This is a genomic window from Pseudomonas sp. ABa2 (assembly GCF_056676075.1).
Window position 1 is genome coordinate 121,120 of record NZ_CM155239.1, and the last position, 13,304, is coordinate 134,423.

General features: G+C 67.1%; 11 protein-coding genes. 9 read left to right on the top strand and 2 right to left on the bottom strand.

Annotated elements, in window-relative coordinates; translation table 11 throughout:
• Positions 1–72 precede the first annotated feature (72 nt).
• Together AC1G9C_RS00585 and AC1G9C_RS00590 are read left to right on the top strand one after the other, a co-directional pair.
• Positions 73–663 (top strand): MarC family protein, encoded by a 591-nt coding sequence (locus AC1G9C_RS00585; protein ID WP_480409176.1) that lies wholly within the window; start codon positions 73–75, stop codon positions 661–663.
• Positions 660–1,442, top strand: a complete 783-nt coding sequence (locus AC1G9C_RS00590; protein ID WP_457788363.1) for an N-acetylmuramoyl-L-alanine amidase — start codon at positions 660–662, stop codon at positions 1,440–1,442. Before AC1G9C_RS00585 ends, AC1G9C_RS00590 begins: the two co-directional genes overlap by 4 nt.
• Positions 1,443–1,497: 55 nt before the next feature.
• Here AC1G9C_RS00590 and AC1G9C_RS00595 read toward each other — a convergent pair whose 3' ends face one another.
• Positions 1,498–3,273, bottom strand: a complete 1,776-nt coding sequence (locus tag AC1G9C_RS00595; RefSeq protein WP_480409177.1) for an ATP-binding protein — start codon at positions 3,271–3,273, stop codon at positions 1,498–1,500.
• Positions 3,270–4,613 (bottom strand): sigma-54-dependent response regulator transcription factor AlgB, encoded by a 1,344-nt coding sequence (gene algB / locus AC1G9C_RS00600; RefSeq protein WP_457788361.1) that lies wholly within the window; start codon positions 4,611–4,613, stop codon positions 3,270–3,272. Before algB ends, AC1G9C_RS00595 begins: the two co-directional genes overlap by 4 nt.
• Before the next feature lie 213 nt (positions 4,614–4,826).
• Here algB and AC1G9C_RS00605 point away from each other — a divergent pair, with 213 nt between their 5' ends.
• From AC1G9C_RS00605 to phoU, 7 genes are all read left to right on the top strand, one after another.
• Positions 4,827–5,657 (top strand): BON domain-containing protein, encoded by an 831-nt coding sequence (locus AC1G9C_RS00605; RefSeq protein ID WP_480409178.1) that lies wholly within the window; start codon positions 4,827–4,829, stop codon positions 5,655–5,657.
• A 46-nt stretch (positions 5,658–5,703) separates the two neighbouring features.
• Entirely contained in the window at positions 5,704–6,138 is a 435-nt protein-coding gene (locus AC1G9C_RS00610) for a ferritin-like domain-containing protein (protein WP_021444183.1), read from the top strand.
• Positions 6,139–6,314: 176 nt separating this feature from the next.
• Positions 6,315–7,283, top strand: coding sequence for a PstS family phosphate ABC transporter substrate-binding protein (locus AC1G9C_RS00615; protein WP_021444184.1), 969 nt, complete (start codon positions 6,315–6,317; stop codon positions 7,281–7,283).
• A gap of 166 nt (positions 7,284–7,449) precedes the next feature.
• The gene (locus tag AC1G9C_RS00620; RefSeq protein WP_122109484.1) at positions 7,450–9,750 is read left to right on the top strand and encodes an ABC transporter permease subunit; all 2,301 of its coding nucleotides are present in this window, start codon (positions 7,450–7,452) and stop codon (positions 9,748–9,750) included.
• Positions 9,751–9,765: 15 nt separating this feature from the next.
• Entirely contained in the window at positions 9,766–11,442 is a 1,677-nt protein-coding gene (pstA, locus tag AC1G9C_RS00625; protein WP_480409179.1) for a phosphate ABC transporter permease PstA, read from the top strand.
• A gap of 89 nt (positions 11,443–11,531) precedes the next feature.
• Positions 11,532–12,365 carry a phosphate ABC transporter ATP-binding protein PstB gene (pstB, locus tag AC1G9C_RS00630; protein WP_021443568.1) on the top strand — a complete coding sequence of 278 codons (834 nt, stop codon included), beginning with the start codon at positions 11,532–11,534 and terminating at the stop codon, positions 12,363–12,365.
• A 169-nt stretch (positions 12,366–12,534) separates the two neighbouring features.
• A complete protein-coding gene (gene phoU / locus AC1G9C_RS00635; RefSeq protein WP_021443569.1) occupies positions 12,535–13,263 on the top strand; it encodes a phosphate signaling complex protein PhoU in 729 nt (242 codons plus the stop codon).
• The last annotated feature ends 41 nt before the right edge of the window (positions 13,264–13,304 follow it).

Below are 13,304 nucleotides of genomic sequence, written 5' to 3' on the forward strand. Positions count from 1 at the left end.
TGACTGCCGCGCCGGCTCGCGGCGAAGCCCAGCCAGGCCCTAGACTATCTGCCTGACCCACTGGAGACGCCCATGGATATCTTCAGCATCGCCGTGCTGATCTTTCTGGTCACCGACCCCTTCGGCAATATCGCCATCTACATCGCCGCGCTGAAGAACGTCGAGCCGCGCCGCCGGATCTGGATCGCCGCGCGCGAGCTGCTGTTCGCCCTGGCCCTGCTGCTGCTGTTTCTCACCTTTGGTGACAAAGTCCTCAGCAGCCTGGGCCTGTCGCGCGAGGCAACCGCCATCGCCGGCGGTATCATCCTGTTCGTCATCGCCATGCGCCTGATCTTCCCCAGTCCGCAGGGCCTGCTCGGCGACGTGCCGGATGGCGAGCCGATGCTGGTGCCGCTGGCCACCCCGGCGGTGGCCGGGCCCTCGGCCCTGGCGGTGTTGATGACCCTGCGCAACACCCATACCGGGCCGCTCTGGGAGCTCTACCTGGCGCTGCTGCTGGCCTGGGCGGCGACGGCATTCATTCTGCTGCAGGCCTCGTTCCTGCAGCGGTTTCTCGGAACCCGCGGGTTGACGGCGGTGGAACGACTGATGGGCATGCTGCTGATCATGCTCAGCGTCGACATGTTGCTGGACAACCTGCAAAGCGTATTCGGTCACCCATGAAGTCTCTCTGCCTTAGCCTCGTTCTAGCCTTGCTCGCCGGTTGCAGCGCTGGGCTGCGCATCGACGACAGCCACACTGCAACGGGGCAGAACAGCCGCGTGCAGTACGTAGTGCTGCACTACACCTCCACCGACCTGGCGCGCTCGCTCAAGCTGCTCACCGAGACCGAGGTGAGCAGCCATTACCTGATCGGCGACGCGCCGCCGACCGTCTACCGTCTGGTGGATGAGAATCGCCGGGCCTGGCACGTCGGCGTCAGCGAGTGGCAGGGGCGCACCTGGCTCAACGCCTCGACCATCGGCATCGAGCTGGTCAACCAGGGCTACTACGAGACCCCGGCCGGTCGCTATTGGCAGCCCTTCGCCCCGCAGCAGATCGACAGGCTGATCGTGCTGCTCAAGGACATCGTGCAGCGTCACCAGCTGCCGCCGGGCGCGATCATCGCCCACAGCGACGTGGCGCCGCAGCGCAAGGTCGACCCGGGTCCGCTTTTCCCCTGGAAGCGCCTGGCCGACGAGGGCCTGCTGCCCTGGCCGGACGAGGCGGCGGTGGCGCGTCAGCAGGCGCTGTTCGCCGCCAGCCCGCCCAGCGTGCAGTGGTTCCAGGAACAGCTGGCGCGCCAGGGCTACGCGGTGCCGCAGCACGGCGAGCTGGACCAGGCCACGCGCAACGTCATCGCCGCCTTCCAGATGAAGTACCGCCCGGCCGACTACGCCGGCCAGCCGGATGCGGAAACCGCCGCGCGCCTGCTGGTGCTCAACCAGCAGACGGCCGGGTAGCGGGCGCCATGCACGGCGCTGCCGGTGTGCGCGGCGCCCCCTGCGGCGAGGGCGGCTACAGCGGCAGGGCCAGGTAGAAGCGGCTGCCGCGCCCCGGTTGCGACTGCACGGCGATCTGCCCGCCGTGCAGCTGGACGATCTCCTTGCACAGCGCCAGGCCCAGGCCGGCGCCGCCCTTGCGCCGGCCGACCTGGACGAAGGGCTCGAAGATGCGCGTCTGCTGGCCGTAGGCGATGCCTTCGCCGTCGTCCTCGACGCCGAGAATCAGGCGTTCGTCCTGGCGCCGCGCCTGCAGGCGGATCTGCCCGCCCGGGTGGCTGTGGCGCAGGGCGTTGCCGAGCAGGTTGTCCAGCACCCGCTCCAGCTGCAGGCGGTCGGCGCGCAGGCGCGGCAGCGGCTCGTGCAGCTCCAGGCCCAGGTCGATCTCGCGTTCGGCGGCCTGGGCGGCGAAGCGCTGCTGCGCCTGGCGCAGCAGTTCGGCGGCGTCGCAGGGCGCCAGTTCGAGCTGCTGCAGGCCGTTCCGGTAGCGCGAGAAATTCAGTAGGTCGTTGATCAGGCGCAGCAGGCGCTGCATCTCCTCGTCGACGGTGCGCAGCAGGTCGGCCTCGCGGCTGCCTGCGGCGAAGTGCAGGCGCTCCTGCAGCAGGGCGAAGGCCATGTGCATGCCGGTGACCGGGGTGCGCAGCTCGTGCGAGGCGCGCAGGACGAACTCGCGGCGCACGCGCTCGAAGGCGCGCTGTTCGGTGACGTCGCGCAGCACCATCACCGCGCCGAGCAGCGGCCCCTGCTCGTGGCACACCGGGGTCAGGCTGTAGGCCAGCAGGCGGGTCTCGCCGGCGGCCTCGATGGCCAGGTCGTCCGGCGCCCGCTGCGGGCTGACCCCGGCCAGCACCAGCTGCAGCTGCTCGTCCAGGTCCGCCCGCTGCAGCGCCTGGCCGAGCGACTGGCCCCTGGGCACCGCGTCCCAGCCCAGCTGACGCTGCGCCACCGGGTTGCCGTGCTCCAGGCGGCCCTGGCGGTCGAGGATCAGCAGGCCGTCATCGATGCTGTCGAGCACCGCCTGCAGGCGCCGCTGCTGGCCGACCAGGGCCTCGACGTTGGTCGCCTGGAACTGGCGCAGGGCCTCGGCCATCAGGCCGAAGCGACGGCTCAGGGCGGCCATTTCCGGCAGCGGCGAGAGCGGCAGGGTGACCTGGAAGTCGCCCTGGCCGATCTGGTCGGCGGCGCGCGCCAGCGCCTCGATCGGCCGGCCGAAGCGCTGCGCCAGGCTGTGCGCGGTGACGAAGCCGATCAGCAGCACGGCCAGGCCGATCAGACCGAGCAGACCGGCGATCAGCCAGGCGCGCTGGCGGGTGCTCGCCTCGGCCTCGTCGACGGCGGCGACGTAGCGGTTCTGCAGGGCATTGATGCGTTCGCGCAGGGCTTCCTCGGCCTGGCCGAGGGCGTCGCTCTTGAGCAGCTCGCGGCGCACCGTCAGCGGCTTGGCCAGCAGCGCGTCGAAGCGCGCGTAGGCGCGCTCCACCTCGGCCAGGGCCTGGTGGTCGCCGGCGGCGCGGGCGCTGGCGTTGGCCTGCTGCAGCCATTGGCGCAAACGCGCGTCGGCGGCCTGCAGCGCCTCGCGGTCGAGCTGCTCGGCGAGCAGCAGGCCGACCTGCTTGCCCAGCTCCTGGCGCATGCCCAGGCTGGCGTCGATGATCTGCAGGTTGCGGGTCATCGCCTGGCTCTGCTGCTGGGTCAGCTGCAGCACGCTGAACATGCCCAGCAGCAGGCCGAGCAGGGCCACGGTGAGCAGCGCGCTGCCGCTGAGGAACAGCCGGGTGCGCAGCTTCACAGGCCGAACTGCTTGCGCTTGCGGTACAGCGTCGAGGCGTCGATGCCGAGGGTGCGCGCGGCCTGGTCGAGGGTCTCGCTGGTCGCCAGCACCGCGGTGATATGGGCCTTCTCCAGCTGTTCCAGGCTCAGCGCGGCGCCGATGCGCGGCGCGCCGTTCTCGACCGGCTCGCCCAGGCCGAGGTGCTCGGGTTCGATCAGCTCGGCGTTGCAGATGATGCTGGCGCGTTCGATGACGTTGCGCAGCTCGCGGATGTTGCCGGGCCAGGCGTAGCCCTGCAGCGCCTCACGCGCGGCGTCGCTGAAGCCGTGCACGGGGCGGGCGTATTCCCTGACGAAGCGGGCGAGGAAGCCTTCGGCCAGCTGCAGCACGTCCTCGCTGCGCTCGCGCAGCGGCGGCAGGGTCAGGGTGATGACGTTGAGGCGATACAGCAGGTCTTCGCGAAAGCGCCCCTCGCCCACCATCTGTTCGAGGTCGAGGTTGGTCGCGGCGAGGATGCGCACGTCGGCGCGGCGCGTCACCGGGTCGCCGACCCGCTCGTACTCCTTGTCCTGGATGAAGCGCAGCAGCTTGGGTTGCAGCGGCAGCGGGAAGTCGCCGATCTCGTCGAGAAACAGGCTGCCACCGTCGGCCTGGTTGACCCGGCCCAGGGTGCTCTCGCTGGCGCCGGTGAAGGCGCCGCGGCTGTGGCCGAACAGCTCGCTTTCCATCAGCTCGGCGGTCAGCGAGGGGCAGTTGATGGTCACGCAGGCCTTCTTCGCCCGTTTGCTCCAGCCGTGGATGGCGCGCGCCAGCTCGCCCTTGCCGGTGCCGGATTCGCCGAGGATGAGGATATTGGCGTCGGTGCCGGCCACCTGCCGCGCGGTTTCCAGCACCGCCATCAGCGCCGGGCTGCGGCTGTCCAAGTGGGCGCCGGGTTGGCGCACCTGGTCTTCCAGGGCTTCCAGGCGCGCCGCCAGCTGGCGCACCTCCAGCTGCTTGGCGGCAGCCAGGCGCAGCTGTTCCGGGCTGCACGGCTTGACCAGATAATCGGCGGCGCCGGCCTGCATGGCATCCACCGCGGTGTCCACCGCCGAGTGCGCGGTGACTATCACCACGCGCATCCAGGGCGCCTGCACGCGCATCTGCGCCAGCAGGTCGAGGCCGTTGTCGTCGCCCAGGCGCAGGTCGAGGAAGCACAGGTCGAACACCTGGCGCTGCAGCAGCGCCTCGGCCTGCGCCGCGCTGCTGGCGCCGGCGACCTCGTAGCCCTGGTCCTCCAGGCAGTAGCGGAAGGTGCGCAGGATCGCCGCCTCGTCGTCGACCAGGAGGATGCGCCCGCTGTGTCCTGAATCTGCCATCGTCGTGCTCCATCTGACTGGGTGTGTGGCATTAGTCAGGGAAAAATCATGCAAGTTGCACGGCGATTTCGCCGCGACCCTGCAGCCTGCATGCCGAGGAGATTTCTCGATATTGCATAAGTATTTGTTTTTATTGATTTTGTTTGGAGTGAGAACGCTGGCATAGGGCTTGCGAAAGTCCAGGTAACTATCGACTTGCCGAGGACCCCCGCCATGCCCCCGTTCAAGACTCTGATGCTGGCCGGCAGTACCACCCTGCTGCTGAGCCTGACGCCGCTGGCCAGCCATGCCGCCGAGACCGAGCTGAGCCAGCAGCTCGCGGCGGCGCGCCAGGAAGGCTCGATCTGGACCGCCTTCGCCCTCAATCGTCACCTCAACCCGTTCCGCCTCGACATCGCCGTGGAAGACGGTCGGGCCCGCCTCGAGGGTCGGGTGGAGAGCGCGGTGCAGAAGGAACTGGCCGAGCAGGTGGCGCTGAGCGTCGAGGGAATCGAGGCGGTGGACAACCGCATCGAGGTCGACGCCGCTACCGCCGAGGGCGAGCCGCCGGGCCTGGTGCAGCGCCTGGAGGACGCCAGCCTGGCGGCCACGGTGAAGTCCAAGCTGTTGTGGAACAGCAATACCCGCGGCCTGGACATCCAGGTCAAGAGCCAGAACGGCGCGATCACCCTCAGCGGCCACGCGCAGACCCCGGCGGCCAAGGAGCTGGCCGGCCAGCTGGCGGGCAATACCGACGGCGTGCGCGAGGTGTTCAACCACCTCAGCATCAGCACCGCCGACAGCAGCGCCAGCGAGATCGAAGTGGCCGCCGAGGAGGCGCGCGAGGCGATCAGCGACGGCTGGATTACCAGCAAGGTCAAGGCCAGCTTCGTCTACAGCCGCAACCTGGATGCGCTGAACATCGCGGTGAGCACCGAGGACGGTTTCGTCAGCCTGCGCGGCAGCGTGCTGAGCAGCGCCGAGAAGCGCCTGGCGGTGGACATCGCCCGCAATATCCGCGGCGTGCGCGGCGTCGACGCCGATGCCCTGCGCATCGACGGCTGAACACCGGACGCCGCATTCGCCAGTCCCATAGCCGAGGAGAACCGCCATGAGCAGCAAGACCGCACAACTCAACGAACTGATCGAGATCACCCGCGACGGCCAGCGCTTCTACGAGCACGCCCACGACGAGGTCAAGGACATCCGTCTGCAGGCGCTGTTTCGCGACATGGCGCGGGCCAAGACCGAGGTGATCGACGCCCTGGCGCGCAGCGTGGCGGCCAACCACAGCCAGCCGGCCAGCGGCGGCACCCTGCTGGGCAAGCTGCGCCAGCTCTACGCCGATACCCGCGCCACCCTGGCCAAGGATGAGGACGCCACCTACGTGGCGCAGCTGGAGGAGAGCGAGGACCGCATCCTGCAAGCCTTCGAGGACGCCCTGGAGGGCGCGGACCAGGATCTGCGCGTACTGCTGGCGATGGAGATGCCCAAGGTGCGCGCCTGTCACGAGCGCATGCGCGCACTCAAGCACAGCCTGCAGTAGGCGCGTCGCTGCGTCCTGCCAGGCCCCCGTGCGCGCTGCGTGCGGGGGCCTGGGCGGTGGCGCGCACAAATTCGGCGACGTTCACGCAACTGTCATATTCGCTTCATAGAGTGTTCACGTGGCCTGCAGATACTTGGGCCCGTTCCATCCAACACTAATCCTGCTAGGAGCAAGGCATGAAACTGAAGCGTTTGATGGCGGCCCTGACTTTCGCCGCCGCTGGCGTAAGCGCCGTATCTGCTGTAGCCGCCGTCGACCCGGCTCTGCCGACCTACGAAAAGACTTCCGGCGTATCGGGCAACCTGTCCAGCGTCGGTTCCGACTCGCTGGCCAACCTGATGACCCTGTGGGCCGAAGAGTTCAAGAAGCAGTACCCCAACGTCAACATCCAGATCCAGGCCGCCGGTTCCTCCACCGCGCCGCCCGCTTTGACCGAAGGCACCGCCAGCATGGGCCCGATGAGCCGTGCGATGAAGGATGCCGAGATCCAGGCGTTCGAAGAGAAGTACGGCTACAAGCCGACCGCCGTGCCGGTGGCCATCGACGCCCTGGCCGTGTTCGTGCACAAGGACAACCCGATCAAGAGCCTGGACATCGCTCAGGTCGACGCGATCTTCTCCAGCACCCGCCTGTGCGGTGGTGCGACCGATATCAAAACCTGGGGCGACGTCGGCCTGACCGGCGAGTGGGCGACCAAGCCGATCCAGCTGTTCGGCCGTAACTCGGTCTCCGGCACCTACGGCTACTTCAAGGAAGAAGCCCTGTGCAAAGGCGACTTCAAGGCCAACGTCAACGAGCAGCCGGGTTCGGCCTCGGTGGTGCAGTCGATCTCCAGCACCCTCAACGCCATCGGTTACTCGGGCATCGGCTACAAGACTTCCAGCGTGAAGACCGTACCGCTGTCGAAGAAAGGCGGCGAAGCCTTTGACGCCAACGAAGAAAACGCCCTGGCTGGCAAGTTCCCGCTGGCCCGCTTCTTCTACGTCTACGTCAACAAGGCGCCGAACAAGCCGCTGAGCCCGCTGGATGCCGAGTTCGTCAAGCTGGTGCTGTCCAAGCAAGGCCAGGAAGTCGTGGTCAAGGACGGCTACATCCCGCTGCCGGCCAAGGTGGTCGAGAAGACCATGAAGGAACTGGGTCTGTAATCCTGGCCTCGCGCTAGGCGCTGTAAGCGGCGCGGCCCGCCACTCTTCGGAGTGGCGGGCTTCGTCATGTCAGCTGACTGTAACCTTTCTGTCATACAAGCCCGCTAGATTGGCAAGCCTGGGCAGCCGCATGCGCTGCAAACAAGCTCGCGCAGAGATTTCTCGCATGAATGACTTGGCAAACGACACCGTGAACCGCTCACCGAATCAGGGGGTCGAGAATCCCCTGGGGATCGACTTCAATACCCCCTCCCTGCAGCGCAAGCGCCGCCTGCGCGCGCTGAAGGATCGCTTCGCCCGCTGGGCGGTTTCCGTCGGCGGCATGGCGGTGCTCGGTGCCATCACCCTGATCTTCTTCTACCTGGCCTATGTGGTGCTGCCGATGTTCCAGGGCGCCGACCTGGACAGCCGCAAGCCGGTCCAGGCCGCCTGGCTGGGCGAAGCCGGCGCGCCGCTGCTGCTGACCCTGGAAGAGCAGAACCAGATGGCCATGCGCCTGGACCAGAGCGGTCAGGTGCAGTTCTTCGATGCCAAGCAGATGCAGCCGCTGAGCCGCGTGCAGCTGCCGATTCCGGCGGATGCGCGCATCGTTTCGGTCGGCCAGGATCAGCCGGGCAGCAACCGCGTGGCCCTGGGCCTGTCCAACGGCCAGGTGCTGGTGTTCCGGCATGTCTACAAGCTCAGCTACCCCAACGATGTGCAGACCATCACGCCGAGCATCGAATACCCCTTCGGCGCCGCGCCGATCGAGCTCGATGCCCAGGGCCGCGAGCTGGATCACGTCGGCCTGAGCCTGAACGGCGGCACCCTGATGCTGGCCGGTTCCACCGGTACCGAACTGCACGTGCTGAACCTGGGCCGCGAAGAGAACCTGATGACCGGCGAGGTCACCCTCAGTGAGGAGCGCGTCGCCCTGCCGCAGATCGCCGAGCCGATCAAGGCACTGATCATCGACCCGCGCCACCTGTGGCTTTACGTGGTCAACGGCCGCGCCACCGCCGATGTCTTCGACCTGCGCAGCAACAGTCTCAACGGCCGCTACAAGCTGCTGGAGAACGGCAAGCTGGAGGTCAGTCAGGCCACCTCGCTGCTCGGCGGCATCTCGCTGCTGATCGGCGACAGCAGCGGCGCTATCGCCCAGTGGTTCATGGTGCGCGAAGCAGACGGCAAGGCCGTGTTGAAGTCGATCCGCAGCTTCCAGCTGGGCGACAGCCCGATCGTGCAGATTCTCCCGGAAGAGCGCCGCAAGGGCTTCCTGGCGCTGGACGAGCAGGGCAACCTGGGCATCTTCCACAGCACCGCGCACCGGACCCTGCTGGTCGACCAGGTCGCCGAAGGTCAGGTGCTGGCCGCCCTGTCGCCGCGCGCCAACCGCGTGCTGGTGGAGCGCGAGGGCCAGCTGCAACGTTGGATCATCGACAACCCGCACCCGGAGATTTCCTGGAGTTCGCTGTGGGGCAAGGTGTGGTACGAGAACTACGACGCGCCCGGCTACGTCTGGCAATCGACCTCCGCCAGCACCGACGCCGAACCCAAGCTGAGCCTCGCCCCGCTGGCCTTCGGTACGCTCAAGGCGGCGTTCTATGCCATGCTCCTGGCCGCGCCGCTGGCGATTGCCGCCGCGATCTACACCGCCTACTTCATGGCCCCGGCGATGCGCCGCAAGGTCAAGCCGGTGATCGAGCTGATGGAGGCGCTGCCGACGGTGATTCTCGGCTTCTTCGCCGGCCTGTTCCTCGCGCCCTACGTGGAAGGCCATCTGCCGGGCATCTTCAGCCTGCTGATCTTTACCCCGATAGGCATCCTGCTGGCCGGCTACCTGTGGAGCCGCCTGCCGGAGTCGATTCGCCTGAGCGTGCCGGATGGCTGGGAATCGGCGCTGCTGATCCCGGTGATCCTGCTGGTGGGCTACGTCTCGCTGGCCATGAGCGGGCACCTGGAGAACTGGCTGTTCGACGGCGACATGCGCATGTGGCTGAGCAACGACCTGGGCATCCCGTTCGACCAGCGCAACGCCCTGGTGGTCGGACTGGCCATGGGCTTCGCGGTGATCCCGAACATCTACTCGATCGCCGAAGACGCCGTGTTCAGCGTACCCAAGAGCCTGACCTTCGGCTCCCTGGCCCTGGGCGCCACGCCCTGGCAGACCCTGACCCGGGTGGTGATCCTCACCGCCAGCCCGGGCATCTTCTCGGCGGTGATGATCGGCATGGGCCGCGCCGTCGGCGAAACCATGATCGTGCTGATGGCCACCGGCAACACCGCGATCATGGACATGAACATCTTCGAGGGCCTGCGCACTCTGGCCGCCAACGTGGCGGTGGAAATGCCCGAATCGGAAGTCGGCGGTACCCACTACCGCGTGCTGTTCCTCTCGGCGTTGGTGCTGCTCGGCTTCACCTTTGTCATGAACACCCTGGCGGAGCTGGTGCGCCAGCGTCTGCGCGTCAAGTACGCCTCGCTCTAAGGTTTGGGAAGGTATATGTCCGTGAAACAGAACAACCTGAAAACCTGGTTCAAGAGCGGTACGCCGTGGATCTGGATGAATGCCGGCGCCGTATCGATCGCGGTGATCATGACCCTCGGCCTGCTGCTGGTGATCGCCGTACGCGGCCTCGGCCACTTCTGGCCGGCGAATATAGTCGAAGCCGACTACCAGGTGCCGGGTCAGGAAGCCCGGGTGATGGCCGGCGAAATCACCCAGATCGAGGAAGTGCCGCGCGCGCGTCTGGCCGCCTCCGGCTTGCCGGTGGATGTCGAGGGCGGCGAGTTCATGACCCGCGAGCTGTTCAAGGTGGGTAACCGCGACGTGTATGGCGCGGACTTCACCTGGGTGGTCGGCGAATGGCTGAGCAATCCGCGCACCCCGGAAAACCTCACGGCGCTGGAGCGCCGCGAGTGGGGCAACTTCTACGGCTACCTGGTCAACGTCAAGGAAGCCGGCGAGCTGGTGGCCGAAGGCGATGCCAGCTGGCCCGCGCTGCAGGAACGCATCGCCCGCGTCGAGAAGCTGCACAAGCAGCTGGTGCGCCTGGAGAAGAAGGACATCGGACGGATCAACGCCGGGCTCGAGCGCGTGCGGCTGCAAACCCGCAAGCTGGAGTTGCAAGGCCGGCTGGATGACGTCGCCCGCGCCGAGCTGGACGCCGAGCGGGCGCAGTGGGATGCCGAGTACAAGGTGCTGGAAACCGAGCTGATCGCCCTCAACCAGGCGTTCAACCGCGACAGCGTCACGCTCAAGACCGTCGATGGCCGCGAAGTCACCATCAGCCTGGGCAAGGTGGTGCGGGCCTTCCAGCCCAATGCCATGGGCCTGGGCGAGAAAATCGCCTTCTACTTGGCCAAGCTGTGGGAATTCGTCAGCGACGACCCGCGCGAGGCCAACACCGAAGGCGGCATCTTCCCGGCGATCTTCGGCACCATCATGATGACCCTGATCATGGCCGTGATCGTCACCCCGTTCGGCGTGGTGGCGGCCATCTACCTGCGCGAGTACGCCAAGCAGGGCCCGCTGACTCGGGTGATCCGCATCGCGGTGAACAACCTGGCCGGCGTACCGGCGATCGTCTACGGCGTGTTCGGCCTGGGCTTCTTCGTCTACGTGCTGGGCGGCTCGCTGGACCGCCTGTTCTTCCCGGAAGCCGCCCCGGCGCCGACCTTCGGCACCCCGGGCCTGCTGTGGGCCTCGCTGACCCTGGCGATCCTCACCCTGCCGGTGGTCATCGTCGCCACCGAGGAAGGCCTGGCACGGATTCCGCGGGCGGTGCGCGAAGGCTCCCTGGCCCTCGGCGCGACCAAGGTGGAGACCCTCTGGCGCGTGGTGCTGCCGATGGCCAGCCCGGCGATGATGACCGGCCTGATTCTCGCCGTGGCCCGCGCCGCCGGCGAGGTGGCGCCGCTGATGCTGGTGGGCGTGGTCAAGCTGGCGCCGTCGCTGCCGGTAGACGGCAACTACCCCTACCTGCACCTGGACCAGAAGATCATGCACCTGGGCTTCCACATCTACGACGTCGGCTTCCAGAGCCCCAACGTCGAGGCCGCGCGGCCGCTGGTGTACGCCACCGCGTTGCTGCTGGTGCTGGTCATCATCCTGCTGAACTTCAGTGCGGTGTATATCCGCAACCACCTGCGCGAGAAGTACAAGGCGCTGGATCACTAATTCTGCGGCAGGCGGCAAGCTGCAGGCACCGGGCGAGAGCCGGCCTGCGGCCTGTAGCTTGAAGCCTATAGCCTCCGAAGGAGACTGTTATGCAACACGAAGCCCATACCCACGGTATTGACCTGGCCGCCCTCGGCCGCGACAAGCAGAGCCTCAACCTGGCCAGCGAGACCACGGCCATCGCCGTGCCGGGGCTGAACCTCTACTACGGCGAGAAGCAGGCGCTGTTCGACGTCAAGATGGAGATCCCGCGCCAGCGTGTCACCGCCTTCATCGGCCCGTCGGGTTGCGGCAAGTCGACCCTGCTGCGCACCTTCAACCGGATGAATGACCTGGTCGACGGCTGCCGCGTGGAAGGCGAGATCAACCTCGACGGGCGCAACATCTACCGCAAGGGCGAGGACGTCGCCGAGCTGCGTCGCCGCGTCGGCATGGTGTTCCAGAAGCCCAACCCCTTCCCCAAGAGCATCTACGAGAACGTGGTGTACGGCCTGCGCATCCAGGGCATCAACCAGAAGCGCGTGCTCGACGAGGCGGTGGAGTGGGCGCTGAAGAGCGCGGCGCTGTGGGACGAGGTCAAGGATCGCCTGCACGAATCGGCCCTCGGCCTGTCCGGCGGTCAGCAGCAGCGCCTGGTGATCGCCCGTACCGTGGCGGTGCAGCCGGAAGTGCTGCTGCTAGACGAACCCTGCTCGGCGCTCGACCCGATCTCCACGCTCAAGGTCGAAGAACTGATCTACGAACTCAAGAGCAAGTACACCATCGTCATCGTCACCCACAACATGCAGCAGGCGGCGCGGGTGTCCGATTACACGGCGTTCATGTACATGGGCAAGCTGATCGAGTTCGGCGACACCGACACCCTGTTCACCAACCCGGCCAAGAAGCAGACCGAGGACTACATCACCGGTCGTTACGGCTAAGGCCATGGCAAATACTCCCTGGCTTTGTCGGGCGCGCTTGCCGTACTCATCGTACTGTCAGCGCACGCCCTTCGCGCCAGAGAGCATTTTCCAAGGGCCTTGATACTTAATGCAGGGTGCGCCGCGCGCACCATGGTCACCCAAGCCGGCAGCTTTCGCGGAGCGAAACATGATCAACAAAGACAACCTCACCCAGCACATCTCCCAGCAGTTCAACGCCGAACTGGAAGAAGTGCGCAGCCACCTGCTGGCCATGGGCGGCCTGGTGGAGAAGCAGGTCAATGACGCCGTCACCGCGCTGATCGAGGCCGACTCCGGCCTGGCCCAGCAGGTGCGCGACATCGACGACCAGATCAACCAGATGGAGCGCAACATCGACGAGGAGTGCGTGCGCATCCTCGCCCGGCGCCAGCCGGCGGCCTCCGACCTGCGCCTGATCATCAGCATCTCCAAGTCGGTGATCGACCTCGAGCGCATCGGCGACGAGTCGACCAAGATCGCCAAGCGCGCCATCCAGCTGTGCGAGGAAGGCGAGTCGCCCAAGGGCTACGTCGAGGTGCGGCATATCGGCGACCAGGTGCGACGCATGGTGCAGGAGGCGCTCGACGCCTTCGCCCGCTTCGATGCCGACCTGGCGCTGTCGGTGGCGCAGTACGACAAGACCGTCGACCGCGAGTACAAGACCGCGCTGCGCGAACTGGTCACCTACATGATGGAAGACCCGCGCTCGATCTCCCGCGTGCTTAACGTGATCTGGGCGCTGCGTTCGCTGGAGCGCATCGGCGACCACGCGCGCAACATCGCCGAACTGGTGATCTACCTGGTGCGCGGCACCGACGTACGGCATATCGGCCTGACGCGCATGCGCGAAGAGGTCGAGGGCAAGCCCGGCGCCTGAGCCGGCGCTGGTTGTCGCACGGCAGGGCGTCCCGGTGCGCC

Excerpts from the sequence above, each read along its gene's own strand:
- AC1G9C_RS00585 (WP_480409176.1), top strand. The coding sequence starts at position 73 with ATGGATATCTTCAGCATCGCCGTGCTGATCTTTCTGGTCACCGACCCC.
- AC1G9C_RS00590 (WP_457788363.1), top strand. The coding sequence starts at position 660 with ATGAAGTCTCTCTGCCTTAGCCTCGTTCTAGCCTTGCTCGCCGGTTGC.
- algB (WP_457788361.1), bottom strand. The coding sequence starts at position 4,613 with ATGGCAGATTCAGGACACAGCGGGCGCATCCTCCTGGTCGACGACGAG.
- AC1G9C_RS00605 (WP_480409178.1), top strand. The coding sequence starts at position 4,827 with ATGCCCCCGTTCAAGACTCTGATGCTGGCCGGCAGTACCACCCTGCTG.
- AC1G9C_RS00610 (WP_021444183.1), top strand. The coding sequence starts at position 5,704 with ATGAGCAGCAAGACCGCACAACTCAACGAACTGATCGAGATCACCCGC.
- AC1G9C_RS00615 (WP_021444184.1), top strand. The coding sequence starts at position 6,315 with ATGAAACTGAAGCGTTTGATGGCGGCCCTGACTTTCGCCGCCGCTGGC.
- AC1G9C_RS00620 (WP_122109484.1), top strand. The coding sequence starts at position 7,450 with ATGAATGACTTGGCAAACGACACCGTGAACCGCTCACCGAATCAGGGG.
- pstA (WP_480409179.1), top strand. The coding sequence starts at position 9,766 with ATGTCCGTGAAACAGAACAACCTGAAAACCTGGTTCAAGAGCGGTACG.
- pstB (WP_021443568.1), top strand. The coding sequence starts at position 11,532 with ATGCAACACGAAGCCCATACCCACGGTATTGACCTGGCCGCCCTCGGC.
- phoU (WP_021443569.1), top strand. The coding sequence starts at position 12,535 with ATGATCAACAAAGACAACCTCACCCAGCACATCTCCCAGCAGTTCAAC.